Genomic DNA, 21,212 nt, shown 5'->3' with positions numbered 1-21,212 from the left:
GATGCCGTGGGCCGAGGCGAGCTACGTGGAGCAGATCACCGGGGTGACCGTGACGGACGGCCAGCTCACGCAAGCGCAGGCGGTGATCGACCTGTACTCCGGGACCACGGAGGAGGCTGCGGCGGATCTGGCCGTCCGCCCGCGCGACCTCCGACACCTGCGGATGGCGGTGGCCTACCAGGCCGCGTGGATGCCCTCACAGGTGGATGTGTTCTCCCGCACGGACGTGACCAGCTTGGACCAGGACGGGCTGCGGGCCACCCCGGCCAGCGCGGACGCCTGGCTGCTGGCGCCGCTGGCGGACCGGGCGTTGCGCCGGCTGTCCTGGCGGCGGACGCGGTCCGTGCGCACATCCGGCTCGGGCTCCCCGGAGGTACCGCCGGATGTGCGGGACGCACTCGCCCGGCGCACCGAGGTGCGCGATCACGACGACGAGACCTGGGAGCCGATGTGAGCGCGTTCGCGGCCACTCACCTGGTGGACGTGCTGCGCGGGGAGGTGCCGGACGCCTACGGGGACGCCGCGGACGCGGACGTACTGGTGTACCGAGCGCTGCCGGCGGTGATCACGGAGACCTCTCGTACCACCTGGGACCGGGCCAGCGGCACCCCGCGCACGGTGCGCCGGGTGCGAGGGAGGTTTCGGGCGGGAGTCTCACTCTCTAGCGGCGATCGGATACGTGATGTAGCGTCCGGAACACGATATGTAGTCGTTGACGTCGTCACATCCACTGACCTGGTGCATGTGGCTGACGTGGTGTGCGACCTGCGCCGGATGACTTCCGCCGGGTAGACCGGCCTCCCCCGCCGCGGGCCGCCTCCGTCGAGGAGGTGGGGACGATGGCAGACGTGGTGCGGGTGGAGATGTCCCCGACCTGGCTGCGCGACCTCACCCCGAACGTCGAGCGCTTCCACCGCCAGACCCTGGGCCCGGCGATCCTGGCTGACGCGCGCCGCGCGGTGCCCGTGGACACCGGGGACCTGTACCGCGACCTGGGCGCCGAGGCCCACGGCCTGGAGCTGCGTGTCGGCCCGCGCGGGGCCACGGACTACGGCGAGCTGGTGGAGCGGGGCACCTCCCGGACGCGCGCGCAGCCCTACCTGCGCCCAGCGTTGATGCGGCGGCGCACCCCGTGACCGCGCCGGCCGTCGTCGCCACCACCGACCTGGTGGCCGTGGCCTGGCTGCGCACCGTGCCGGGAGTGCCTGCGCAGCAGGTGGCCACCACCCTGCCGGCGGACGCAGCCAACTGGGCTGCCACCGGGTTCGTGCAGGTGGCCGTGGTGGGCGGCTCCCCCAACCCGCACCTTCCCGTGCGCGCGCCGGTGGTGGCGGTGAGCTGCTGGGCGTGCGCGCCGCGACAGAGCGGCAAACCACCGTGGGGCAAGGCCAGCAGCCTGGCCGAGGCGGTGCGGGCCGGCACCTGGGGCGCGGCCGGGCGCGTGGTGGAACTGCCCGTCGGCGGGCTGCGGGCCCGGGTACTGGAGGCCTACGTACTCACCGAGCCGCGCCGGGTGCCCGACGACGAGGCCGGTTACGCCCGGTACGACCTGGACCTCGCGTTGCCCTGGACGGATGCGTCGGGGGTGCGGCCGTGACCGCGCTGTGGGCGTTGGTGGGAGCGCGTAGCGGCGAGGTGCTGTCCTACGGCGGCCGAGCGCTGGTCCACGGCGACCGCGGCGAGCTGGAGTTCCTGTTCCCCGCCAACCGGGTGGTGCCCTGCCCGACCGACCTGGTGTCGACGTCGATGCCGCTGGCAACCCATCCCGGCATGGCGTCCGTCCGCTTTCCCCTGCGCAAGGAGGACTACCGGTGACCCACACCGTGCGCACGACTATCCGCCCGGACGAGGAGATCGAGGTGGATGACACCGAGTACAGCCTGCTGCGGCACGAGGGGCTGCTCGTGGAGGACGGACGCGAGGAGCAGGCACCGAAGACGGCCCGGCGTGGGTCGGACAGCGGGAGGGCGGAGTAGTGCCGGTCGATGTTTCCAACCTGATCCAGGGTCCGGGGACCCTCTATCGAGGCGCGTTCGGTACCGCCGAGCCGTCCGACACCCAGGTCAATGCCACCCCCGCGCCGTCGGGCTGGACGGACGTCGGCGGCACTCAGGACGGCGTCACGATGACGATCTCCCAGACCTACTCGGAGCTGGAGGTGGACCAGGTCGTCGACATCCCGGGCCGCCGGCTGACCAAGCGCGAGGCCAYGATCAAGACCAACCTCGCCGAGGCCACTCTGGAGAACCTCGCCACCTCGCTGAACAACGCCACGGCCACCAGTACGGGCGCCGGCTTCGCGGCCTGGTCTCCGCCGAACGACACCAGCGCCACTCAGCCGAGCTACACGGCACTGATCTTCGACGGGATCGCACCGAAGGGGTACCGGCGTCGGGTGTTCGTACGCCGCACGCTGTCCGTGGAGGACGTCGGCATGGCGTACAAGAGAGGTGACCAGACCCTGCTGCCGGTCACCTTCGCGGCCCACTACGTGTCGGCGTCGGTGCCGCCCTTCCGCATCGTGGACGCGACCGCATGACCGCGCCCGCCGAGCTCGGCGCGAACCCTTACGCCCTGCACGTGCCCGCGGCGCCGCACAGTCCGTACCCGCCGCAGGGCCCGGTGGCGCCGTGGCCGCAGCCCGCGCCGGCCACGGCGTCCGCTCCCCCGGCACCGCTGGTCGGCCCGAGCAACGCCACGACGGCCGCGGTCAACGGGGTGGTGGTCGACTTTGACGCCGAGCCCCCGCCCACCACGCCGCCAGGGGTGGTGGAGCTGTTTCGGCTACACGGCAAGGTCTACACCATCCCGGATGCGCCCAAGGTCAACGTCGCCCTGCTGTACCTGTGGGAGGCCCGCCACCACGGCGAGGGGGTGGCCGACCAGATGCTGCTGGAGCGGATGGTCGGCGAGGACGGCTACCGCGCGCTGATGGAGCACGACCCGCTCAAGCAGGAGCAGCTCGACCGGATCCTGAGCACCGCGCAGAAGGTCGTCCTCGGAAGCCTGGAGCAGGGAAAAGGCTGACCCGGCCCCGCATCGAGCAGGTGATCTGGGTGCTGGACCACCTGGCCGACATCGAGTCCGATCTCTCCGCCATCCACCGCATCGAGGACATGTACGCGCTGTCCGGGCCGCGGTTCTTCCGCCTGGCCTGGCGGCTCGCGGCCTACCGAGGAGTGATGAGGATGCGCGCCGAGGAGCTCGCGCTGGAGCACCAGCGGCACTCCTCTTCCCCGTGCGACCCGCGGGTGGCGGGCCGGTCGGACTCGAGTGCCGGGGCGCCGGAGCGGGTCGGCGACGAGGAGCTGCGCCACTCGGCGCGGTTCGCCGGGCTGATCGAGTGGGGGCGGGGGTAGCGCGTGTCCACTGCCGCCGGCTTCGAGATCGCCCGTGGGTACGTCACGGTCCTGCCCGAGACAGGCGGCTTCGCCCGGGAGCTGTCGTCCCAGCTCGGGCGCATGGAGCCGGTGCGCATTCCGGTGCAGGTGGACCCAGGAGAGGTGCGGCGCCAGGTCCGCGACGCCGGCCGCCAGGGTGAGGCCGAGGGCGAGGGCGGTGGACGGCGGATCGGCCAGCGGCTCACCGCCGGGCTGAAGGTCGGCCTGGTCGGCATGGGCACGGTGGTCGCCGGCGTGGTGGGCGCCACCCTCAAGAGCGCCTTCGACTCGGCCACCACCGGCCAGGCCCAGCTTCAGGCCGCCTTCGGCGCCACCGCCAAGGAGGCTCAGGCCGCCGGGTCCGTGGCCCAGCAGGTCTTCAGGAACAACTTCGGTGAGTCCCTGGCCGACGTCCAGAACACGGTCGGCCAGATCGCCCAGTCCATGGGCGGGTTCGGAGCGGTCTCCCAGGCCGAGCTCGGCAAGGCCACCGAGGGCGCGCTGACCATCCGGGACGTCTTCGGGGTCGAGGTGCCCGAGACCATGCGGGCCGCCTCGACCATGGTCAAATCTGGCCTGGTCCCGGACATGACCAGCGCTTTCGACGTGATCACCACGGGCTTCCAGAGCGGCCTGAACCTCGGCGACGACTGGATCGACACGCTCAACGAGTACAGCGGGCAGTTCGTCAAGCTCGGGCTGACCGGCCCGCAGTCACTCTCGCTCATCGACGCGGCGATGGCCGCCGGGGCTCACAACTCCGACATCGCCGCGGACGCGCTGAAGGAATTCAGCATCCGGGCCATCGACGGGTCGGAGAGCACCGCCGAGGGGTTCCGGCTGGCCGGGCTGGACGCGGACACGATGGCGCGGCGCATCGCGGCCGGGGGCGCCTCCGCGCGGGACGCCTTCTCCGAGACGGCGAAGGCCCTGGGCGGGATCAAGGATCCGGTGGCCTACAACACCGCGCTGGTGGACCTCTTCGGAACGCAGGCCGAGGACCTCGGGCCGAAGGTGATGGCCGCGATGTCCGAGAGCTCGGCCGGGGTGGCCAACCTCGCCGGCTCGACCGCGCGGGCCGGGGAGGCTCTTTACTCCACTCCGCAGCAGCGGCTGTCCGGCTTCATCCGGACGATCAAGGCCGACCTGATCGACTACCTGGGCGGCACGGCGGTGCCTGCGCTGATCCGCTTCGGCAACGGGATCTCGCCGGTGTTCGCGGGCGCCTCACACGCGATGGCGCCGATCAAGGTGGCGATCGCCGCGGTGGTCGCGGTGGTGAGCGGGGCGCTCGGCATCTACGAGCGCAACCGAACCCTGATCAACACGCTCGTGGTGGCGGTGCTGGCCGGGACCGCGGCCTGGTACGCCTACCGCGGGGCGGTCACCGCGGTGACGACCGCGCAGTGGATCTGGCAGACCCGCACCCTGCTGATGGGCGCGGCCACCCGGGCGGTGACCGGCGGGCTGGCGCTGATGCGCGGCGGGATCATGGGCGTGAACGCGGCGATGCGTGCCAACGTCATCGGCATCGTCATCACGACGATCATCGCCCTGGCCGCCGCGTTCGCGTACGCCTATACCCACAGCGAGTCCTTCCGCCGGATCGTCGACGGCGCCTTGCGCTGGGTGGGTAATACCGCGCAGGCCGTGGGCCGCTGGTTCGTCGGCTTCGGGTCGGACGCCATGGGCGTGTTCCGCGCCGTCGGCTCGGCGGCGGCTGCGTTCGGCGGCTTCTTCGTCGGGATCTGGCGGGGCAGCTTCGACTTCGTCTCGTCGATCGTGCGGGGCGGCCTGGCCATCTGGCGTGGCGCGATCGACATCGGGCTCGGCGCGATCTTGACGGGCGTCAAGATCTGGTGGACGTGGTTCACCCTGCCCTTCCGGGTCGGATTCGAGGTGATCCGCGGCCTGTTCTCGTTCTGGTCGGCGATCTTCCGCGGCGACTGGTCCGGCGCCCTCGATGCGATCAAGAGCACGACAACGCGGATCTTCGGTCTGGTCTCCGGTGCGGTGGGCACGGCTCTCGGCGGCATCAAGACGATCTTCTCGACGACAGTGGGCAGCATCCGCACGATCTGGGACGGGCTGCGCGAGGTGGCCGCCGCGCCGGTGCGGTTCGTGGTCAACACGGTCTACAACTCGGGCATCCGCAAGGCGTGGAACAACATCGTCGGGCGGATACCCGGGGTGCCGGACATGCCCGAACTCAAGGTGCCGGGGCTGGCCCGCGGCGGCCCGATCCTGGAGGGGACTCCAGGCAAGGACAGCGTGCTGCGGCGCCTGATGTTCAACGAGCACGTCTGGACCGCCAAGGAGGTGGCGAACGCCGGCGGCCACCGGGCGATGTTCGCTTTGCGGCGCCTGTTCGGCGGCGGCGGGCAGGCCCGCGGGACGGCCATGGGCATCGGCGGGGCCATCACCGGTGGGCTGGGCGCAGCCTGGGACGCCACCGGCGGCCGGGTGGTGGACAAGGTCGAGGACCTGGCCCGGGAGGGCATCGCCCGCGGGTTCGAGCTCGCACTGTCCCCGCTACGCGCGGCGATCAACGCGACGCTGGGCACCGGCACGGACCTGAAGGGCGCGCTGGGCCGACTGGCGCAGTCCCCCTTCGACAAGCTRCTGGACTGGGTCCGCGGCAAGGAGGGCGAGAGCAGCGCTCCGKGGGTCGGCAGTAGGGTGCAGCGGTGGTCCGGGGTGGCCTCCTCGGTGCTGAACGAGCTGGGGCRGTCACTGTCCTGGCTCCCGCTGCTACTGCGGAGAATGAACCAGGAAAGCGGCGGAAACCAGTTCGCCATAAACAAGACCGACATCAATGCAAGGCACGGAGATCCCAGCCGCGGATTGATGCAGACAATAGGAAGCACCTTTAACGCCTATGCCGGGAAATACATTTCCCGTGGCATTTACGATCCCTACGCGAACATTTACGCCGCCACGCGCTACACGTTGGCTCGGTACGGCTCCCTGTCTGCATGGGCGCGGCCCGGCGGGTACGCGGAGGGCGGCCTGCCCCCGCACGGGGTTCCGTTCTGGGTGGGCGAGGAAGGGCCGGAGCTGATGCTGCTGGGCCGCGGGGCGCCCCGCGCCCGGGTGACCCCCAACGACGAGACCGGCGACGGGAAGCGCATCGTGAACAACTTCTACCTGGACCGCTCGCTGTCCACGCCGGAGACGCTGGCGGAGATGCAGCGCAAGCTCGCCCTGGCGGTGGCCTGAGATGCCGGCGCAGGCGGGGTGCGGGTTCTGGACCGGAGCGCTGGGCGCGCTCGAGTTCGGTGTCGTCGACGAGGCAGGGGTGGCCTGGACCTGGCGCGGGCTGGACGCCTGGGACGGGCCGGCCACCGCGGGCACGGTGGCGCAGCGCTCCGGGGACCACGGTGGGTGGGCCGGGCCGCAGTACTACGCCCCGCGCACGCTGACGCTGCGGGTGAGCGCGGACGCCCCGTCGCAGGCGGCGCGGGATGACGCGCGAGCCCGGCTGCGCGCGGCGGCGCCGGTCAACGCGCTGACCGTCCTGCGGTACGACGAGCCGACCCCCAAGCAGTGCTCGGTGCGCCGCTCGGGCTCGCTGACCGAGGCCTGCCCGACGCTGACCTCGGCGGACTTCGAGGTCGGCCTGGTGGCGCCGGACCCACGCTGGTACGGCGCCGAGCCGCACGAGGTGTCCATCCCCGCGGTCAACACCGTCTCCGCGGCGGGCATCTCGCTGCCGATCACGCCACCGTTCACCTTCGCCGAGGCTCCGCCAGGCGGGTCGGTGACGGTGGTCAACGCCGGCACGTTCGAGAGCCGCCCGCTGGTCACGCTGACCGGCGCCATCGCCTCGCCAGCCATCACACACCTGGGCAGCGGGGCGCAGGTGAGCTTCCCGGGGCTGGAGCTGGTGGCCGGAGACGTGCTGGTGCTGGACCTGGACCTGCGCCAGGCCACCTACAACGGGGCGTTCCGCGCGGCCAGCCCCACCTCGGGCTGGTGGGTGATGGAGCCGGGCGAGAACTCACTGCGCCTTGACGGGGCCAGTGTCGACTCAGCGGTGATGACCGTGACCTGGCGCGACGCGTGGATCTGAGAGGAGAGCCGTGGCCACCTTCGTGACCACCATCAACCCCACCTGGCTGGACGGGGTCGCCTTCGACGCCAAGGAGCTGCGGCAGCTCGACGGCGCGGGCTCGCTGCCGCTGGCGGGCGGCTCCGGGCCGATCGTGGTCCGCTCCGGGGTGACGCCCGGGACCGGTGACCCGCTGAAGGTCTCCGCGGCCGGCGGGCTGAACCTCACCGTCGCGGCCGGCTTCGCCTCGGTGCAGGGCACGCAGTCCGCGGATCAGGGGGTGTACCGGCTCGGGCTGTCCGCGGCGGCGGGCGTCAACACCAACGCCGCGCACGCCTCGCTGCCGCGCAACGACCTGGTGGTGGCCTACGTCTCCGATGTGGGGTCGGCGAGCTCGTACGGGCGCATCGAGGTGATCCAGGGGACGGCGGCCTCATCGCCGGTGGACCCGAGCGTGCCGGCCAATGCTCTGCGGCTGGCCCGGGTGCGGGTCAACGCCGGGACCTCCTCCATCGTGGCCGGCAACATCACGGACCTGCGGGTGTTCGCGGTGCCGGCTGGCGGGGTGGTGCCTGCGCTGTCCACGGACACCCTCGCCGCGTTCGCCGGCCTGATGCGGTACGACACCGACACCCGGGCGCTGCGGGCCTACACCGGGGCGGCCTGGGAGATGCTGGCCCGCGCGCCGGGGGTGACCAACTATCCGTATGACTTCGCCGCGGACGTCACCAGGGCGCCGGGCGCCAGCGGGACCTACATCGACTTCGCCACCGTCAACCCCACCCGGCCGTGCCTGGTGATCGTCAAGGCGCGGGTGTGGACGCGCTGGCTGGGCTCCACCGCCTTCGCGGCACTCCAGATCGAGAACCCGGTGGGAACCGTGCGGCGGATCGCGCAGAACGAGGGGGTGTCGACCTCCGGCGCGGCGCCGATCGACGTGCTGGCGATCTGGGGGGCGCCTGCCGGCAACATCCCCGTGCGGATCACCGCGGGCAACGGCGCCAGCTCGGGCGGTAACGTGATCTTCTCGCGGTTCACCAGCGACGTGTGGACGATCGAGTTCTGATGCGGGAGCTGCGCTACTGGTCCACGCACCTGCTCACCGGGGAGGTGCTGGCGGACTGGCTGCCGCTGGACGTGGACAGCTTCTCCCGCACGCTGGGCGAGGCCGGGGACCTGWCCGCCACGCTGGACCTGCGCCGCGACCCGGCGGCCAACGGGCCGCTRCTCGCCGCGCTGGAGCCGCGGCGCACGCTGCTGTGGGTGAGTGAGGGYGCCGAGCCGGTGTGGGCCGGGGTGGTGTGGGACTGGCCGCACAACTCCATCGGCTCCGGGCAGCTGCCGATCCAGGCCAAGACGCTGCACTCCCTGTTCGCCCGCCGGGAGATCCGCGAGGACCTCGCGTACACCGGCGTTGACCCGTTCGACATCGCCCGCGCGCTGGTCACCAGCGCCATCACCGGCAAGGGGCCGAGCGGGCGGGTGGCCGCGCTCGAGCTGACCACCGAGACCTCCACGGCCACCGCCTCCGTGCAGTACGCCGGGGCCGACAGCAAGAAGGTACTGACCGCGCTCCAGGAACTCGCGGGGACCGCGGACCTCGAGTTCGACTTCGCACCCACCTATCACCCCACCACGGGCGGCTCGGTGCGCCTGGTGCTGGGGCAGCCGCGGGTGGGCCGCGACGCGCAGGAGAGCGGGCTGACGCTGACCTACCCGGGCAACGTGGCGGACTACGCATACCCGCGTACCGGGGGCGAGTCCGTCAACGACGTGCGGGCCACCGCCACGGCGTCGTCGGACTCCGGCAGCCAGGAGGCCTGGATCTCGGCGGCCGGGCACGGGGTGAGTACGGAGGACCTCGCGGCCGGCTACCCACTGCTGGAGGAGACCGTGTCCCTGGCCGGCACCGTCACCGGCCAGGCCGAGGTGGACGCCTACGCGGACACCACGGTGGCCTCCCGATGCGGCTGCACGGTGATCCCGGAGGTCAAGCTGGCCGGGGACGCGATGCCCGCGCTGTCCGACCTGGACCTGGGCTCCACGCTGTGGCTGTCGGTCACCTCCGAGCTGCACCCCTCCCCCGGCGGCGGGCGGCCCGGACTGGTCGCGCTGGTGCGGCTGGTGGGGTGGACGGCCACCCCGCCCGGTGCGGACCGGGCGGCTGAGGTCTCCCTCAAGCTCGGCGACCTCAACCTGGGGCTGACCCTGTGAGCCGCTACCTGCCGTCGCTGGAGGTTCGGTTCGCGGCCACGGTGGCCGACCTGAAGCGCCGGGTGGCCGCGCTGGAGCTGCGCACCGCGCGGGTGCAGTCCGGGCAGACGCTGTACCCCCGGTACGGCACGGTGGACCCCGGCTACGCGGGCGGTGACCCGCTGGTGCTGGTGGGCGGGGACGCGACGGCGAGCGGGCCGTATCCGTACCTGCGCCCGTACGCCCCGGTGGCGGGTGACCGGGTGGTKCTGGCGCCGGCCGGTGAGTCCTACGTGGTCACCGGCGCGGTCACCGATCCCACCGCGATCGGGGTGCCGGCCCTGACCGGCCAGCGCGGCAGCGTGGTGGGCACGTTCCCGGGCGGCACGAACAGCCTGACCGTGACGGTGTCCTTCCCGGCTGCGCTCCCCGTGGCGCCGAGCGCAGCATTCGTGTCCGGACCACTGCTGGACCTGGCCGCGCCGACGTTCTCGGTGGGCGCACCGACCACCATGGACTTCGCGTTCGTGGTGCAGCGCCGCGATGGCGCCAATGTGTCCGCAGGGGCGCGGACGTTCTGGTGGCTTGCAGTGACCTGACCCGCAAGCCGATCAGCGCCGGTTAGACCGCATGACCCGGGCGATCACGGCGACGGCCAGTGCGGCCGTCACCAGGTTTAGCCGGATAAACGTCGTCTCGTCCAGGTCGATCACGCCCGTGGCGGCCAAGGTCAGCAGCACCGCGCAGACGGCAATCAGTGCGACACCGATCGCGGGCAGGACCTGCGATACCTCGTCTGATCTCGATGGCGAAGCGGTGAAGTAGTCCCCGGCCGCGACTTCTGCCTGCTCGGGATGACACTCGGGGCAGTGGTGGTGGCGGTCGGGGCCGCCGGGGCCGGTCTCGCAGTGTGGACCGCAGTCGGGATAAAGGGCGCCCATGACGCCATGATCCGTCCACACCCGTCGCGGCGGGATCAGAATCACTCGTCAGGTGCCGGGATCCCCTGGAGCGTGCGTCCACTCCGCCGGGCCCTCAAAGCCGCCCATCCGCTCCATCCGCCATGCCACCCAGTGCGCCAGTTCATCCACGACTGCACGCACACCTGGCATGTCCGCGGTGTACCGCTCCGCCGGCTGGTCCGCACCCCACACATAGGCGAAGAAGCCGCCCAGCGGAGCGGGGTCAACCACGATCGGATGATCGTCGTAACCAGACTCCACCGCGGCGATCCAGCCGGCATCCGAGTGCAGGTAGCCGATCCGGACACCCCGGCCGGTCTCGATCGCGAGTATCCGGGACAGCGCCCTCGCATCAGCTCGCGTCGTAGCCGCGCTGGTGGTCGCCTGCTCGGGCATGAGCGATCCCTCAGATGATCCTTCAGAGGGATCAGAGAGTAGTCGATGACTCACTGCGCGACGGACGCGCCTGCTTGGGCCGTGGCCGTCCAGTCTCGGCGAGGTGGAGCTGATCCAGCATCGCCCCGACGTTCTGGGCGGTCATTCCCAGGTGTCGACCCGCGCGGGACTGTGCTCCGTGGCTGCCGTGCGTCCGCGCCTCGTACTCGACCAGGGCCTTGATCGCCCGGCAGTAGTCCAGGTGGGCCGCCTGCCTGACCTCGTCTTCGCGCCTGCGCGCGGTGTCGACAGCCGCAACCAGGGCGGTCAGCTCCTTCTCGTCTCCTGCCATGCACGCGATCTTAACACAGCCATGTGACTAACTTTCATATGTTCATTTGCCAGATTTTCACATCGTAACTTACAATTGAGAGGTCACCGCAGGTCACAGAGGCTGGAGGTCGCGTGATCACCCAGGAGTCCATCCGCTGCAAGGGGTGCAACCGCCCGCTCCACGCCGAGGCCTCGCGCACCGCCGGCTACGGCCGGACCTGCGCCTGCCAGGCGGCCCTGATCGCCGAGGGCTACTCCGCCAGCCAGGTGGAGAAGGCTCTTGAGCTGGTGGAGCTGGGCGGGGTCGTCCACCTCTCAGGCGCCGGGAACGACGCCACCTTCGCCACCGTCGGCAGCCGCGGTGCCAACTACCACACGGACGCCCACGGGCGGTGCGACTGCCCCGCCGGCCAGCACGGCCGCCGGTGCCACCACGCCGCCGCCGTGCGGCTGGTCACCACCTCGACCCGCGAGGCCCTCCGCACCGTCACCACCGCCGCCTGACCCTCGCTCCCGGAAAGGGGCCGAAGCGTGAACGCTCTCGCCACGCCGACCGAGCTCGACACCGAGCTGGTCAAGATTCAGAGCGCAGCCACCCGCCTCCGGGCCGAGCTGGAGCGGATCGAGCGCCGCGAGCAGGCCATCGCCGACCAGTACCGGCGCGACCTGTGGACCCGCTACTGGGTGGTCCCCGGTGGCCACGTCCACAGCAGCACCGCCTGCCACACCTGCTACCCCACCACTCGGTTCGTTTTCCTCCCCGCCCTGTCCGGCAAGGCCCGGCGCGAGGTCGTCGAACTGGCTGGGGAGCGAGCCTGCACGGCCTGCTTCCCGGACGCCCCCGTCGAGGCCCGCCAGAGGCCGACGCAGATCAAGACCGACGACGAGCGGGCCGAGGAGGGCGCTCGCGCCGCTCGGGCAGACGCCGCGAAGGCACGAAGGGCCAAGGCGGAGGCCAACGCGATCACGACCCCGTCGGGCGAGCCGCTCCTTGAGGAGCCCCGAGGCTCCGTGGTCCGCACCGTGCGGACTGCGGAGGCCTACTACGTCGACCAAGCCGCGTACCTGATGGCCTGCGAATACGGCTACCGCGGCACCGGCCTGGTCGACGAGGCGACTTGGTACGTGGGCCAGTTCCTGGCGGCCATCTCGCACCGGAACGGCACGACGCCGGACATCGAACGCGCCCAGCGCGCCACGAAGATCGCCGCCCGGTGCCGCCGGGACTACGGCATCAGCCGGCCCTGAATCCGCCCGCTGGCCGCCCCGCAGGGGCAGCCAGCGGCACCCCCGCCGATCTCGACACTCGCCCGCCTGCTGGACCCTCCCCGCCTGACCTACCCGCCGACACCGCCGAGAACGGGGACCTGACGTGACCACCACGCGCACCTTCACTCTGGCCGCCTGCTGGATCGGCGGCGCGCTGTCCAGCGCCGAGCTGCGCGGCGCGGACGGGCCGGGCTGGAGGGGTCTGCGCCTGGCCGCCGACAGCAAGGCGCTGGCGCGGGGCGCCCGAGAGGCGATCCACACCGCCGTGCGGGCCAGCGGGCACCCGGCCAGTGTGCTGGGCTCGCCCACCCCCACCCCTATCCCGCTGGAGAAGGAGGCCGGGGTGCGGCTCGCGCTGGTACTGGCCACCCAGGTCACCGGCGCCGCGCAGGCCGAGCGGATCGCCCAGGGCATCGCGGGGATGAGCACAGAGGAGACGTACTACTGGTACGCCCGGGTTGCCGGCTACGGCCAGCCCGCGGTGCAGGCGCTGCGCCTACTGGCCGCCGCTGCGCCGGTGGTCGCCGGCCGGCGGTAGCGGGCCAGAGCCTGCCCGCGCGGCACGTTCCTCGCCCCGGCCGTGCACCAGCGCGCTCCGCTCCAGGCCGAGCGCCTCGATCATCTCGGCGAGCTCCTCACGGCTCGCACCGAGGCCGACGACGGCGCTGCCAATGTGCAGCGCCGCGCGGTAAGCGTCCCGGTCCGCGGTCGGCGAGAGGGTGAACCGCACGCTCGAGGGAATCGGGTCGATCTGGCGGCCGATCGGTCCTAGGCGCACAGGGTCTCCCCCGCCGGGCTGGCCAGGTACACCCCGATGTCGCCGTCCACATCGCTGGCCACCATCCCGGCCAGCGCGGACAGCACGCGGGCGTGGCTCCAGGTCTCCACATGGGCCTCGTGCGGGTTGCCGTCCACCGGTCCCTGTGGGTAGGGCTGCACGGGAAGGGAGGCCAGCACCCCACGCCGGGCCGCCGCGCGGGCCCTGGTCCACAGTTCCACCGCCTCGGCGCGGGCCATGTGCTCGAGCACGTCTCCGAGGATCACCACGTCGGCCGCCGGCAGAGCCAGCGCGCGCGCGTCGCCGACGAGCACCTCGTCGTACAGATCGCGCAGGCCGAACCTGGGCACGTAGGGCTCCCAGATCTCCACCGCGGTCAGGTGCACGGCCGGGCAGGCCTGCCGGCAGATCCGCGCGTAGCCGCCGGCGCCGGCGCCGATGTCCAGCACGCTGGCCGGGGCCAGCTCGGCCAGCCAGGAGGAGATCCAGCGCTTGCCCTGGTCAGACGAGTAGGGCACGGTAGGCCTCCTCCCACGCACCGACGGTGGCCTCGATCGCGTGCTCGGCGGCCAGGGCTCGAGCCTTGGCGCCCATCTGTTCGCGCAGTTCGGCGTCGGCCGCGAGGGTCCGCAGGTGGGTGGACCACTCGTGGTCACGGCGCACCAGGAAGCCGGTCTCGCCGTGGCGCACGAACCGCTCGTACGGGCCGTACTCGMTTGCCACCACGGGGATGCCGAGGGCGCCCAGCTCGAGCGGGCGCAGCGCTGACTTCGAGCGGTTGAACGCATGCGGCGCCAGCGGGGCCAGGCCGATGTCGAAGTCCACCATCCGCAGGTAGGCCGCGACGGAGATCGCCCACGGGGTGTAGCGGACGCGGTCCGTCGGCAGGCCGAGCACGGCGGTATAGTCCGTACCCATCAGGTGGACGTCGGCCTCAGGGTGGCGAGCCAGGAAGCGGCGCAGGTGACCGGCGGCCTCGGCGACATCCGCGTGGTGGGTGGCCGAGCCGGCCCAGCCGATCGTGAGCCGCTCGCGATGCGGGCGGGCTCGCTCCAGCAGCCAGCCGGGTATGGCGTTGGGCAATACGGCCACACGCGGGTTGATTTCACGCATCACCGCGGCCAGCGCCTCGGTGGTCACGGTGACCAGCGCGGCCACCGCGGCGTTCTCGCGGATGCGGCGGCGAACGTCCGGGTCGTCGAACACCGCGCGGGCCGGGTTGGTCGCGTGCAGGTGGAACAGGTCGTCGTCGATCTCGTAGACCAGCGCCCGCCCCTCGCTGGCCAGGCGCTGCCAGGTTGCCGACGGGCCCGGGAGGCACACCCGCTGGCCGACGATGATGTCCGCGTCCGCCCACTCCTCGGGCAGCACCGTGGATACCAGTGCCTCGTGGCCGCGGGAGCGGAGCGCGTCGAGCGGCAGGCCGAGCCGGTAGTAGCCGCACGCACTGGCGTCTGCCGCCCACCCGAACACCCTCACGGACAGCGAGGCTAGCGAGAGATCTCGTCACACTCCGTCAGGCGCGCCCGAGATGCAGGTGTGGAGCTATTCCTCGGGATCGCCGATGGGGACCTGCTCGCCCGGGGCGGCCGGGCCCCAGTAGAACCACTCCTGGCCCTCGGCCATCACGGTCATCGAGACGAACTCGCCGGTGATCTGCCCGGCCTCGACGCGGCGCTTGACCTCACGCGCCCAAGCGTTGCGGATGCGGGTAAGGGCCCTCTTACGCTCCGGGCTGTTCTTCGTCCCGGAGGGGGCCGGCGGGGGAACATCCACCAGGGGGATGCGCCACCACTGGTCAGGCCCGGCCGTGACCCAGGCGTCCACAGGCTCGACGAACTGGCCGCGGTGTACGCGGGCCGTGGGTGTGACTCCGGGCCGCTCGGTGGGCTCTCCTGGGCCGGAGGCGATGGAGCCGGGTGTCATCGCCTCGCCCCCCTTGCGGCTGTAGTCACTGTGTAGGTCACGCTTCGACGCTATCGGTACCGGGCCCGAGGCGACGCGCAAGCCCCAGGCGCCGGTCGGCGTCACCTCCGCGGGCATCAGCGCTCGCCCTGCCCCGTGGGCGCGGACGGCGAGGCCGTGCGGCGCGCCAGGCGCACCGGCAGCCACAGTCCGATCGCCAACCAGGTGGTCAGCCGCAGCGAGAATCCGAGCCGGCGCAGCGGCCCACGCTTGTGGTCGAGGCTGTGAATGAAGCTGTGGCACCGCTCGCACACCGGGATCAGGTCGCGGTCCAACTCCTGGCCTCCACCGGCGCGCTCGTAGCTCTTGTGGTGCAGCGGCCACTTCGGCTCCCAGGATCGCGCGCACAGCCGGCACTCGGCCGGGTCGTGCTCGCGCAGGTACCGGCGCCGCCGATCCTTCCACTCGCTCCCGCGCACGTACTCGCGGTGCCGGCTGTAGCCGTGGCGCCACATGGTCACCCGGAACCGCTTGCGCTCAACCCAGCGGTCAACGTGCCCAGCGGGCACCGCCACCAGAGCCGCAGCCAGCAGGACGGACCCGACGGTCACGTCCAGGTGGGCCAGATCCTGGACGGTTCCGAGGAGCGCGCCCAGGACGGCAAAGGTCGTGTCCATCTAAAGGTCGTCGCCTTCGCGGGCGACGAGGTCCCACTCTCTGGGCAGCTCCTCGGGCGAGGTCATCAGGCCCAGCCCAGATCGGGGTCCATGTCAGGGGTCCACCCGTCGCTGGACTCCAGCTCCAGGGGCGTGGGGCCGGCTTCGAGCGCAAGGCGTTCTGGTCCGGCTTCCAGGGCGAGTTGATCGCGCCGGGTCCGCAGGGCGCCGAGCGCGGCGGCGCCGGCCACCACCGGCAGCAGGCGGTTGTCGCCGTCGCGGGCGATGGAGCTGATCTGCTCGCGCACCTCGCTGTCGTTCCCCTCCGGCAGAACCGGAGAGACAAACGGGGCGAGCGCGCCGAGGCCGACGCGAGTGGCGGTGCTCCTCCAGTCGGGGGTCACCGGAACCGCCCGCGCAGCAGCGGGACGGCCACGAGGGCCAGTCCGGCGGCGATCATTCCAGCGGCGGGTGAGACATCGGTGGCGAGCATGGCGACCACGGCCGCCGCGAATGCGTTGATCATGACGTGTCCTTGATGGTGGGGTCCGCCCCGAGTGCGGGCGAGGGTGGGGGTGGACTGCGAGCGGGCGGCCAGGCGCTTGGCTGGCCGCCCTTCTCGTCAGAGGAGGTACCGGTAGTAGTGGGAGGCCGGCGCCCAGTCGTCAGCCTCGGAGTCCGGCTCGTGCGGCCCGCCCTCCTCCGCGCGCTTCTGCGGGGTGACGGTCCAGGTCTGGTCGAAACCGGGCAGGCCCTCGTAGCCCTCGCCGGGGCCCTCATTTCCCACGACCAGGGAGAGCGGCTCGCCGTCGGAGCCGCCGCCCTGGAGGTCGTAAGCGATCAGGCCGGGCGTCGGGTGCATGCCGAAGACGGCGCCGCGGGCGTCCTCGGTGTCGGGGGCGTCCGGGTCCAGATCGGCCCAGCCTGGGCTGCGGCTCATGATCGGCTCCCCGCCAGGTCGATCGGCGGCCCTCCGTGTTGGTTCAGCGGATAGATGGCTTGGCAACCCGTCTGCACGCCAGGGGTCTGCGCCCATTCCTTGGCGTGCGGAGTGCACAGGTACGGCTCACCGCAGAGGGAAAACCCCTCCACAGCAGAGGTGACATCGGCCGAGCGGCATCGAGTAGTCCGCCACCGGCCGTGATCCTCGAACGCGCAGGCATCGCCTGCCTCTTCGCTCAGGCCGGGACCCTCGCCCGGCGAGAACAGTCCGGCGATCGGATGAAAGCTCATGACCGCTCCGCCGAGCCGGAGCCCGGAACCCGCCGGGACCACATCTTCCAGTCCTGCGGCCTCGCCCTCAGCGCGTCCTCCAGGAGCTGCGCTCCCTCGACGTCCCGCTCCGGCAGGAGTACCCGGAACTCGAGCAGCGTGTCCGGATCGCCCTGCTGCGCGGGCGGCAGCGGGTCGAGGTGTGGGCTCATGACGTCGCCCACTTCGACGCCGTCCACTCGCCGCCAGCGTCGTCCGCCGGCCGCGCGAGCACCGAGCCGTACATGCCGGACGCGAACTCCAAGGTCTCGACGACATGAAGCGGGGTGTCCAGTACCCGCTCGAATTCCGGGATGTCAGGTACAGAGATCACGAACTCGCGGCGGCGTAGCGGAGTGGTGCTCGGGGTGCTGGCCTGGCTCCAATCACCCGGCCGGGTGACGATGTCGCCGATCGGGTCGGTCATGACTGCCACCCCGAGCAAGTCACGGCTTCCGGAAGTCCCGCAGCCGAGTCGGCCGACTCGGCGTATGGGTCCCACTCGGGATGGTCCGCGAGAACCTCGCGACGGGTGCGAAACGTCCGCTCCACGTGGTCGTCGGACTCCTCATGGCTGGTGCGAAACATCAGTCCTCCACGGCGTTGTTGGCGCCGGGGAACCAGCCCCGGCCGAAGATGTCCTCGGGCATCGGCTCCAGGTCGATCGGAACCGGCGGGTTCAGTCGCTGGGCCAGACCGCGCACGCCCGAGGTCAGGCCGGAGCTGATCGCGCGCACCGCGTCGCCCCGCCGCTCCGCGAGGGCACCCACCTCGGGCCCGCGGCCGTTCTCGTGGAGCAGCGCATGGGCGATCCGCTCCACGCCCGCCAGAGCGGCATCACCGGACGCCGGCAGCACCTCCGGCCAGGTCGACGCGAGAGTCATCCGGTCCAGCACGGTGGTCATGACGCGGCCACCAGCAGGCCCGCGATCAGCACCGGAACCACCAGAACCACCTCGGTCATCAGGCGCGAGACGGCCACCCGGATCCGGTTCACCGCGTGGCCGCCGGGGTGCGACGCGAGGTGCGCGACTTGGTGGTCCGCCTCGGCTTCGCCGCCGCCGCACGCAGGTCACGCACCGCGTCCGACTCCAGCGGGGAGACCGGGCCGATCCACTCGCCGCCGGCGAACTGGTCGGACTGGGTCCAGTGCGTATCGTCCGGGCCCTGGCTCAGCAGTGCCGACCGGGCGTCGGGCGTGCTCTCGATGTGCGCACGGGCGCCGGCCTCGTTCGGCCCGAATTCCCGGACGCCGCGCAGACCTTCGGTCAGGTTCAGCGCACCCCAGAAGGCGTCGGGGTCGTTGATCTCGTTCGTCTCGATGTCCATGTCCGTCCCTTCCTGTGGCCGCCATGCGACCGGTTGACTAGGTGGCCGGGAACCAGGTCCGCGTCGCGACCGTGCCCGCGGCCGGCATCCAGGCACGCTCGTAGGTGTCGTCCAGCCCGTCCGGGTCGCTGCCGGCGGGGGCGCCCCATGCGACGGCGAACCAGAGCGCGCTGTGCTCGGCGTCGGACATCGACGCGGGAGCGGGCGCGATCTCGATCAGTTCGGCGTCGCCACGCTCCAGCTGGTAGCGCCAGCCCGACCCGAGCACCAGTCCGGTCCGGCCGTAGCGGGAGACCTCGGCACCCGGCTCGGTGTCCGCCTGCCCGTGCGGCGGATCGCCGTCCTCGTCGAGGACCTGCGGTCCCTCGACGAGGGGAATCTCCTCCACGGTCACGCGGAAGTAGGCCCGTGGCCGGCCAGGGCAGCCGTCCGGGTCGTGGACGCTCAGCAGCCCGGCCTCGGGGTCGAGGCGCATGCTCCCGACCGCCTCGCCGGTGTCGGCCGAGACGAGGTCCGCCTCGCCGAACGCCTCGTGCGCATGGTTGAGGACGTCGTCGATCGTCGGTCTGGTCGCGGTGCCAGGGGTCATGATCATTCTCCTTGGGTCGCCTGCGGTTTGTGGTTGGCGTGCATGGGATCGGGGTGCCTGGCAGGCGACCTGGGGTCAGTCCTCGACGCGCTCGACGTGCACGCGGAACTTGCCGAGGGTTCGCGCCGGGTGCACGTCCGGCTCGTTGACGTGGATCGTGTCGTCGGGACGGAGGTCAAAGATGCCGAGAACCTCGTCGGTCTCCTGGTCCCGCAACTGCTCGTCGGACACGCTGCTCATCAGGTGCTCGTAGATGTCGTCGGCGGTGATCTCGCGCATGTCAGTCCTCCGTCTCGGTGGCGCCCGGCGCCGAGATCGGGCGGACCTCGCCCAGTGCCGTGTCGGACCGGACGGGCGCCTCGATCCGGAAGATCACTCGGAGTGCGGCCCTCCCGGCCGGGCGCGGCGTGGACACCGGCACAGGCAGGTCACTGAAGGGGTTCAGAAGGTCGGCCATGCCGGTTCGGCGGTGTTGGCGGCCAGCTCCAAGCGGCCGGAGGTCAGGCTGGGACGGTCGTCTCGATCCGGCACGCTGGCCCGGGTGGCGTCGTATGGAGTCAGAAGGTCTCCTCCGTCGCGCAGTCGGTGCGCGACGAGGGAGAGGCGAAGCAGCGCATAGCCAGCCAAGCCCGCCCTGGCCGGGTCCGCGGACAGGCTGCCATTGGCCAGCGCCGAGGCCACGCCGTCCGCGATCACTGGTCGTCCTCGTCGTCGAGCGGAAGATCACCGGGCCTCAGGGCGGCCAGCATGGCGGAGTAGGCCTGCGAGGTGGCGCTGTGGGCGAGGGCGACGTCGGCGTAGGAGGCCACCTCCTCCGTGGGGAAGTCGTTCAGGGCCCCGAAGCCGGCGCTGTCGGTGGCCTGCGCGGCGAACTCCGCGTGCAGCAACGCCTCACCGGCCAGGTAGCGGCGGTCAGTGCTCTCCAGAGCGCACGTCTTCTGCCAGGTCACCAGGGCCGGCGCCTCGGTGGGAACCAGCTCGGTCGAGTTGACCGGGGCGGGTGTGCGCCTGCCCCATCTCATGCCGCCACCAGCTCTGTGTTCAGCAGGCCCGACCAGCGGGCGTAGGTGCGCTCGGCGCAGGTGCCGGGGCAGTTGGGGCCGTGGCGGCCCGCCTCGTGCTCGTCTGCGTTGTCGGCCTGGACGCTCTCCAGCGTCCAATAGGGGTCGCTCTGCTCCCCCAGCCCGGGGAGCGGGACCTGCTGGTCGTGCACCAGGACGGTGCCGGGCCAGCGGTATGGGTGGGGCATGGCGGCCTCCCTTCTGGGTGGCGTTCGGCGGGTATGGGCGTCAGAGGTAGGTGGAGTTGACGACCTCGCCGGCGACGACGCCGCCGTCGAAGTCGTAGAAGCTCGGCTCCTCGGTCTCGAGGACCTCGGGAGCGGGGGCGAGGCCGCGGGTGGCGGCGAAATGCGTGCGGCCCACACGGCCGCGGTGGGCGTCCAGGAACCCGAAGTCGGGATCGAAGTTGACCTCGGCGGTGCCCGAGGTCTCGTCGAGGTGGACGGTCATGTGCGGCTTACCGAAGTCGTCCGGCCGCACCTGGAAATTCGGGTTGTTGGCCAGGCCGTGCATCACGGCGGCGCGCTTGCGCTCGGCGGCGCCCTGCGGGCGCTCTCCCAGCATGGCGTTGCTGACATGGCGGCGGTCCGGCCTGTGCCAGGGCGCGAATCGCATCTCACCGACACCGCCCTTGATCCGGACGCCCGGGTCCACCAGGTCGACCCGGCAGGTCTTGCACAGCTTGCGGTGGCCGACGACGCTGCCGACCAGGCCGACCTTGAACTCCTTTCCGCAGCCCTTGCGGGTGCACTGCACGTGCTTGGCCATGGCTCTCCTCCCTGCCGGGTCTCAGCCGGCGAGCGCGGTGATGAAGGCGTTGACGATGGGAAGCAGGATCAGCAGCAGCGGGAACGAGAGATCGAAGGCGACCGACCCGAACCGCAACGGCGGCACGCGCTTGCCGATCGGGAGCAGCAGCGGATCGGTGGTGGTGCGCAGGCCCTCCAGGGCCAGCGCCACGCCCCGGCTCGGTTCGCGGAGCAAGCCCACCCGGGTCAGCAGGTCCACGCCCCAGCGGATGACCAGCAGGAAGAAGTAGATGGTCAGGATCGCCTCGGCGGCGATCGCGGCGATCTCCAT

General features: G+C 71.7%; 40 protein-coding genes. 16 read left to right on the top strand and 24 right to left on the bottom strand.

Going from position 1 to position 21,212, the window contains the following annotated elements:
• Nucleotide 1 precedes the first annotated feature (1 nt).
• From CcI49_RS03315 to CcI49_RS03255, 13 genes are all read left to right on the top strand, one after another.
• The gene (locus CcI49_RS03315; RefSeq protein ID WP_076824145.1) at nt 2-454 is read left to right on the top strand and encodes a hypothetical protein; all 453 of its coding nucleotides are present in this window, start codon (nt 2-4) and stop codon (nt 452-454) included.
• Nucleotides 455-839: 385 nt separating this feature from the next.
• On the top strand, nt 840-1,136 hold the full coding sequence (locus CcI49_RS03305; protein WP_131830994.1) for a hypothetical protein: 297 nt from the start codon (nt 840-842) through the stop codon (nt 1,134-1,136).
• Nucleotides 1,133-1,597: a hypothetical protein gene (locus CcI49_RS03300; RefSeq protein ID WP_076824139.1), complete on the top strand. Its 465-nt coding sequence runs from the start codon at nt 1,133-1,135 to the stop codon at nt 1,595-1,597. The genes CcI49_RS03305 and CcI49_RS03300 overlap by 4 nt, the downstream gene beginning before the upstream one ends.
• A complete protein-coding gene (locus CcI49_RS03295; protein WP_076824137.1) occupies nt 1,594-1,815 on the top strand; it encodes a hypothetical protein in 222 nt (73 codons plus the stop codon). Before CcI49_RS03300 ends, CcI49_RS03295 begins: the two co-directional genes overlap by 4 nt.
• Nucleotides 1,812-1,976: a hypothetical protein gene (locus tag CcI49_RS41940; protein ID WP_158230702.1), complete on the top strand. Its 165-nt coding sequence runs from the start codon at nt 1,812-1,814 to the stop codon at nt 1,974-1,976. Before CcI49_RS03295 ends, CcI49_RS41940 begins: the two co-directional genes overlap by 4 nt.
• Nucleotides 1,976-2,539 carry a hypothetical protein gene (locus CcI49_RS03290; RefSeq protein WP_076824135.1) on the top strand — a complete coding sequence of 188 codons (564 nt, stop codon included), beginning with the start codon at nt 1,976-1,978 and terminating at the stop codon, nt 2,537-2,539. The genes CcI49_RS41940 and CcI49_RS03290 overlap by 1 nt, the downstream gene beginning before the upstream one ends.
• Complete coding sequence (locus CcI49_RS03285; protein ID WP_054565974.1) at nt 2,536-3,027, top strand: hypothetical protein; 492 nt, start codon at nt 2,536-2,538, stop codon at nt 3,025-3,027. The genes CcI49_RS03290 and CcI49_RS03285 overlap by 4 nt, the downstream gene beginning before the upstream one ends.
• A 29-nt stretch (nt 3,028-3,056) precedes the next feature.
• A complete protein-coding gene (locus CcI49_RS03280) occupies nt 3,057-3,359 on the top strand; it encodes a hypothetical protein (RefSeq protein WP_076824134.1) in 303 nt (100 codons plus the stop codon).
• Nucleotides 3,360-3,362: 3 nt separating this feature from the next.
• Nucleotides 3,363-6,599, top strand: a complete 3,237-nt coding sequence (locus tag CcI49_RS03275) for a phage tail tape measure protein (protein ID WP_076824132.1) — start codon at nt 3,363-3,365, stop codon at nt 6,597-6,599.
• Between the two features lies 1 nt (nt 6,600).
• Nucleotides 6,601-7,452 carry a phage tail domain-containing protein gene (locus tag CcI49_RS03270; RefSeq protein ID WP_076824130.1) on the top strand — a complete coding sequence of 284 codons (852 nt, stop codon included), beginning with the start codon at nt 6,601-6,603 and terminating at the stop codon, nt 7,450-7,452.
• Between the two features lie 10 nt (nt 7,453-7,462).
• The gene (locus tag CcI49_RS03265) at nt 7,463-8,497 is read left to right on the top strand and encodes a hypothetical protein (RefSeq protein WP_076824128.1); all 1,035 of its coding nucleotides are present in this window, start codon (nt 7,463-7,465) and stop codon (nt 8,495-8,497) included.
• Entirely contained in the window at nt 8,479-9,645 is a 1,167-nt protein-coding gene (locus CcI49_RS03260) for a hypothetical protein (RefSeq protein WP_131830993.1), read from the top strand. The genes CcI49_RS03265 and CcI49_RS03260 overlap by 19 nt, the downstream gene beginning before the upstream one ends.
• Nucleotides 9,642-10,223 (top strand): hypothetical protein, encoded by a 582-nt coding sequence (locus CcI49_RS03255; RefSeq protein WP_076824124.1) that lies wholly within the window; start codon nt 9,642-9,644, stop codon nt 10,221-10,223. The genes CcI49_RS03260 and CcI49_RS03255 overlap by 4 nt, the downstream gene beginning before the upstream one ends.
• 12 nt (nt 10,224-10,235) lie before the next feature.
• Here CcI49_RS03255 and CcI49_RS03250 read toward each other — a convergent pair whose 3' ends face one another.
• Genes CcI49_RS03250 through CcI49_RS03240 form a run of 3 tightly spaced genes read right to left on the bottom strand, consistent with a single transcriptional unit; the run spans nt 10,236 to nt 11,313 of the window.
• On the bottom strand, nt 10,236-10,610 hold the full coding sequence (locus tag CcI49_RS03250) for a hypothetical protein (protein WP_131830992.1): 375 nt from the start codon (nt 10,608-10,610) through the stop codon (nt 10,236-10,238).
• 3 nt (nt 10,611-10,613) lie between these two features.
• Entirely contained in the window at nt 10,614-10,982 is a 369-nt protein-coding gene (locus tag CcI49_RS03245; RefSeq protein WP_076824120.1) for a hypothetical protein, read from the bottom strand.
• A 31-nt stretch (nt 10,983-11,013) separates the two neighbouring features.
• Nucleotides 11,014-11,313, bottom strand: coding sequence for a hypothetical protein (locus CcI49_RS03240; RefSeq protein ID WP_076824118.1), 300 nt, complete (start codon nt 11,311-11,313; stop codon nt 11,014-11,016).
• A 113-nt stretch (nt 11,314-11,426) separates the two neighbouring features.
• On the opposite strand from CcI49_RS03240, the gene CcI49_RS40335 reads away from it, so the two are divergent.
• The 3 genes from CcI49_RS40335 (at nt 11,427) to CcI49_RS03225 (ending at nt 13,101) form a co-directional block, all read left to right on the top strand.
• On the top strand, nt 11,427-11,798 hold the full coding sequence (locus tag CcI49_RS40335) for a DUF6011 domain-containing protein (protein ID WP_076824116.1): 372 nt from the start codon (nt 11,427-11,429) through the stop codon (nt 11,796-11,798).
• Between the two features lie 27 nt (nt 11,799-11,825).
• Nucleotides 11,826-12,542, top strand: a complete 717-nt coding sequence (locus CcI49_RS40330; protein WP_076824114.1) for a hypothetical protein — start codon at nt 11,826-11,828, stop codon at nt 12,540-12,542.
• A gap of 124 nt (nt 12,543-12,666) precedes the next feature.
• Complete coding sequence (locus tag CcI49_RS03225; RefSeq protein WP_076824113.1) at nt 12,667-13,101, top strand: hypothetical protein; 435 nt, start codon at nt 12,667-12,669, stop codon at nt 13,099-13,101.
• On the opposite strand, the gene CcI49_RS03220 is transcribed toward CcI49_RS03225, so the two are convergent.
• The 21 genes from CcI49_RS03220 to CcI49_RS03135 form a co-directional block, all read right to left on the bottom strand.
• Nucleotides 13,060-13,341 (bottom strand): hypothetical protein, encoded by a 282-nt coding sequence (locus CcI49_RS03220; RefSeq protein ID WP_076824111.1) that lies wholly within the window; start codon nt 13,339-13,341, stop codon nt 13,060-13,062. The genes CcI49_RS03225 and CcI49_RS03220 overlap by 42 nt on opposite strands.
• On the bottom strand, nt 13,332-13,859 hold the full coding sequence (locus CcI49_RS03215; RefSeq protein WP_076824109.1) for a class I SAM-dependent methyltransferase: 528 nt from the start codon (nt 13,857-13,859) through the stop codon (nt 13,332-13,334). Before CcI49_RS03215 ends, CcI49_RS03220 begins: the two co-directional genes overlap by 10 nt.
• Complete coding sequence (locus CcI49_RS03210; protein WP_131830991.1) at nt 13,843-14,820, bottom strand: glycosyltransferase; 978 nt, start codon at nt 14,818-14,820, stop codon at nt 13,843-13,845. The genes CcI49_RS03215 and CcI49_RS03210 overlap by 17 nt, the downstream gene beginning before the upstream one ends.
• 66 nt (nt 14,821-14,886) lie before the next feature.
• The gene (locus CcI49_RS03205; RefSeq protein ID WP_131830990.1) at nt 14,887-15,384 is read right to left on the bottom strand and encodes a hypothetical protein; all 498 of its coding nucleotides are present in this window, start codon (nt 15,382-15,384) and stop codon (nt 14,887-14,889) included.
• A complete protein-coding gene (locus CcI49_RS03200) occupies nt 15,384-15,923 on the bottom strand; it encodes a hypothetical protein (protein ID WP_076824104.1) in 540 nt (179 codons plus the stop codon). The genes CcI49_RS03205 and CcI49_RS03200 overlap by 1 nt, the downstream gene beginning before the upstream one ends.
• 65 nt (nt 15,924-15,988) lie before the next feature.
• Nucleotides 15,989-16,306: a hypothetical protein gene (locus tag CcI49_RS03195; RefSeq protein WP_076824102.1), complete on the bottom strand. Its 318-nt coding sequence runs from the start codon at nt 16,304-16,306 to the stop codon at nt 15,989-15,991.
• Nucleotides 16,303-16,428 carry a hypothetical protein gene (locus CcI49_RS44060; protein WP_277872661.1) on the bottom strand — a complete coding sequence of 42 codons (126 nt, stop codon included), beginning with the start codon at nt 16,426-16,428 and terminating at the stop codon, nt 16,303-16,305. The genes CcI49_RS03195 and CcI49_RS44060 overlap by 4 nt, the downstream gene beginning before the upstream one ends.
• A 96-nt stretch (nt 16,429-16,524) precedes the next feature.
• Nucleotides 16,525-16,842, bottom strand: coding sequence for a hypothetical protein (locus CcI49_RS03190; RefSeq protein ID WP_076824100.1), 318 nt, complete (start codon nt 16,840-16,842; stop codon nt 16,525-16,527).
• A complete protein-coding gene (locus tag CcI49_RS41395) occupies nt 16,839-17,135 on the bottom strand; it encodes a hypothetical protein (RefSeq protein ID WP_131830989.1) in 297 nt (98 codons plus the stop codon). Before CcI49_RS41395 ends, CcI49_RS03190 begins: the two co-directional genes overlap by 4 nt.
• Nucleotides 17,132-17,326: a hypothetical protein gene (locus CcI49_RS03185; protein ID WP_131830988.1), complete on the bottom strand. Its 195-nt coding sequence runs from the start codon at nt 17,324-17,326 to the stop codon at nt 17,132-17,134. Before CcI49_RS03185 ends, CcI49_RS41395 begins: the two co-directional genes overlap by 4 nt.
• On the bottom strand, nt 17,323-17,580 hold the full coding sequence (locus CcI49_RS03180; protein WP_076824097.1) for a hypothetical protein: 258 nt from the start codon (nt 17,578-17,580) through the stop codon (nt 17,323-17,325). Before CcI49_RS03180 ends, CcI49_RS03185 begins: the two co-directional genes overlap by 4 nt.
• Nucleotides 17,581-17,740: 160 nt before the next feature.
• Nucleotides 17,741-18,058: a hypothetical protein gene (locus tag CcI49_RS03175; RefSeq protein WP_076824095.1), complete on the bottom strand. Its 318-nt coding sequence runs from the start codon at nt 18,056-18,058 to the stop codon at nt 17,741-17,743.
• A gap of 88 nt (nt 18,059-18,146) precedes the next feature.
• Nucleotides 18,147-18,482 (bottom strand): hypothetical protein, encoded by a 336-nt coding sequence (locus CcI49_RS03170; RefSeq protein WP_076824093.1) that lies wholly within the window; start codon nt 18,480-18,482, stop codon nt 18,147-18,149.
• 37 nt (nt 18,483-18,519) lie between these two features.
• Complete coding sequence (locus tag CcI49_RS03165; protein ID WP_131830987.1) at nt 18,520-19,071, bottom strand: hypothetical protein; 552 nt, start codon at nt 19,069-19,071, stop codon at nt 18,520-18,522.
• A 75-nt stretch (nt 19,072-19,146) separates the two neighbouring features.
• On the bottom strand, nt 19,147-19,350 hold the full coding sequence (locus CcI49_RS03160) for a hypothetical protein (RefSeq protein ID WP_076824089.1): 204 nt from the start codon (nt 19,348-19,350) through the stop codon (nt 19,147-19,149).
• 1 nt (nt 19,351) lies between these two features.
• Nucleotides 19,352-19,528 (bottom strand): hypothetical protein, encoded by a 177-nt coding sequence (locus CcI49_RS41935; protein WP_158230701.1) that lies wholly within the window; start codon nt 19,526-19,528, stop codon nt 19,352-19,354.
• Nucleotides 19,513-19,767 carry a hypothetical protein gene (locus CcI49_RS03155; RefSeq protein WP_054565942.1) on the bottom strand — a complete coding sequence of 85 codons (255 nt, stop codon included), beginning with the start codon at nt 19,765-19,767 and terminating at the stop codon, nt 19,513-19,515. Before CcI49_RS03155 ends, CcI49_RS41935 begins: the two co-directional genes overlap by 16 nt.
• On the bottom strand, nt 19,764-20,093 hold the full coding sequence (locus CcI49_RS03150) for a hypothetical protein (RefSeq protein ID WP_076824087.1): 330 nt from the start codon (nt 20,091-20,093) through the stop codon (nt 19,764-19,766). Before CcI49_RS03150 ends, CcI49_RS03155 begins: the two co-directional genes overlap by 4 nt.
• Nucleotides 20,090-20,320, bottom strand: coding sequence for a hypothetical protein (locus CcI49_RS03145; protein WP_076824085.1), 231 nt, complete (start codon nt 20,318-20,320; stop codon nt 20,090-20,092). The genes CcI49_RS03150 and CcI49_RS03145 overlap by 4 nt, the downstream gene beginning before the upstream one ends.
• 40 nt (nt 20,321-20,360) lie before the next feature.
• On the bottom strand, nt 20,361-20,900 hold the full coding sequence (locus CcI49_RS03140; RefSeq protein WP_076824083.1) for a hypothetical protein: 540 nt from the start codon (nt 20,898-20,900) through the stop codon (nt 20,361-20,363).
• Nucleotides 20,901-20,921: 21 nt separating this feature from the next.
• On the bottom strand, nt 20,922-21,212 hold the full coding sequence (locus CcI49_RS03135) for a YggT family protein (RefSeq protein ID WP_083749267.1): 291 nt from the start codon (nt 21,210-21,212) through the stop codon (nt 20,922-20,924).

It is taken from the genome of Frankia sp. CcI49, from assembly GCF_001983215.1.
GTDB classification, from domain to species: domain Bacteria; phylum Actinomycetota; class Actinomycetes; order Frankiales; family Frankiaceae; genus Parafrankia; species Parafrankia irregularis.
This window is presented reverse-complemented; position numbering and strand designations above follow the sequence as displayed.

Bases quoted from the DNA above. Each gene is read 5' to 3' on its own strand.
- CcI49_RS03315 (WP_076824145.1), top strand. From the start codon at position 2: ATGCCGTGGGCCGAGGCGAGCTACGTGGAGCAGATCACCGGGGTGACC.
- CcI49_RS03305 (WP_131830994.1), top strand. From the start codon at position 840: ATGGCAGACGTGGTGCGGGTGGAGATGTCCCCGACCTGGCTGCGCGAC.
- CcI49_RS03285 (WP_054565974.1), top strand. From the start codon at position 2,536: ATGACCGCGCCCGCCGAGCTCGGCGCGAACCCTTACGCCCTGCACGTG.
- CcI49_RS03270 (WP_076824130.1), top strand. From the start codon at position 6,601: ATGCCGGCGCAGGCGGGGTGCGGGTTCTGGACCGGAGCGCTGGGCGCG.
- CcI49_RS03245 (WP_076824120.1), bottom strand. From the start codon at position 10,982: ATGCCCGAGCAGGCGACCACCAGCGCGGCTACGACGCGAGCTGATGCG.
- CcI49_RS03240 (WP_076824118.1), bottom strand. From the start codon at position 11,313: ATGGCAGGAGACGAGAAGGAGCTGACCGCCCTGGTTGCGGCTGTCGAC.
- CcI49_RS03205 (WP_131830990.1), bottom strand. From the start codon at position 15,384: ATGCCCGCGGAGGTGACGCCGACCGGCGCCTGGGGCTTGCGCGTCGCC.
- CcI49_RS03200 (WP_076824104.1), bottom strand. From the start codon at position 15,923: ATGGACACGACCTTTGCCGTCCTGGGCGCGCTCCTCGGAACCGTCCAG.
- CcI49_RS44060 (WP_277872661.1), bottom strand. From the start codon at position 16,428: ATGATCAACGCATTCGCGGCGGCCGTGGTCGCCATGCTCGCCACCGAT.
- CcI49_RS03190 (WP_076824100.1), bottom strand. From the start codon at position 16,842: ATGAGCCGCAGCCCAGGCTGGGCCGATCTGGACCCGGACGCCCCCGAC.
- CcI49_RS41395 (WP_131830989.1), bottom strand. From the start codon at position 17,135: ATGAGCTTTCATCCGATCGCCGGACTGTTCTCGCCGGGCGAGGGTCCC.
- CcI49_RS03185 (WP_131830988.1), bottom strand. From the start codon at position 17,326: ATGAGCCCACACCTCGACCCGCTGCCGCCCGCGCAGCAGGGCGATCCG.
- CcI49_RS03180 (WP_076824097.1), bottom strand. From the start codon at position 17,580: ATGACCGACCCGATCGGCGACATCGTCACCCGGCCGGGTGATTGGAGC.
- CcI49_RS03175 (WP_076824095.1), bottom strand. From the start codon at position 18,058: ATGACCACCGTGCTGGACCGGATGACTCTCGCGTCGACCTGGCCGGAG.
- CcI49_RS03170 (WP_076824093.1), bottom strand. From the start codon at position 18,482: ATGGACATCGAGACGAACGAGATCAACGACCCCGACGCCTTCTGGGGT.
- CcI49_RS03165 (WP_131830987.1), bottom strand. From the start codon at position 19,071: ATGACCCCTGGCACCGCGACCAGACCGACGATCGACGACGTCCTCAAC.
- CcI49_RS03160 (WP_076824089.1), bottom strand. From the start codon at position 19,350: ATGCGCGAGATCACCGCCGACGACATCTACGAGCACCTGATGAGCAGC.
- CcI49_RS41935 (WP_158230701.1), bottom strand. From the start codon at position 19,528: ATGGCCGACCTTCTGAACCCCTTCAGTGACCTGCCTGTGCCGGTGTCC.
- CcI49_RS03150 (WP_076824087.1), bottom strand. From the start codon at position 20,093: ATGAGATGGGGCAGGCGCACACCCGCCCCGGTCAACTCGACCGAGCTG.
- CcI49_RS03145 (WP_076824085.1), bottom strand. From the start codon at position 20,320: ATGCCCCACCCATACCGCTGGCCCGGCACCGTCCTGGTGCACGACCAG.
- CcI49_RS03140 (WP_076824083.1), bottom strand. From the start codon at position 20,900: ATGGCCAAGCACGTGCAGTGCACCCGCAAGGGCTGCGGAAAGGAGTTC.
- CcI49_RS03135 (WP_083749267.1), bottom strand. From the start codon at position 21,212: ATGGAGATCGCCGCGATCGCCGCCGAGGCGATCCTGACCATCTACTTC.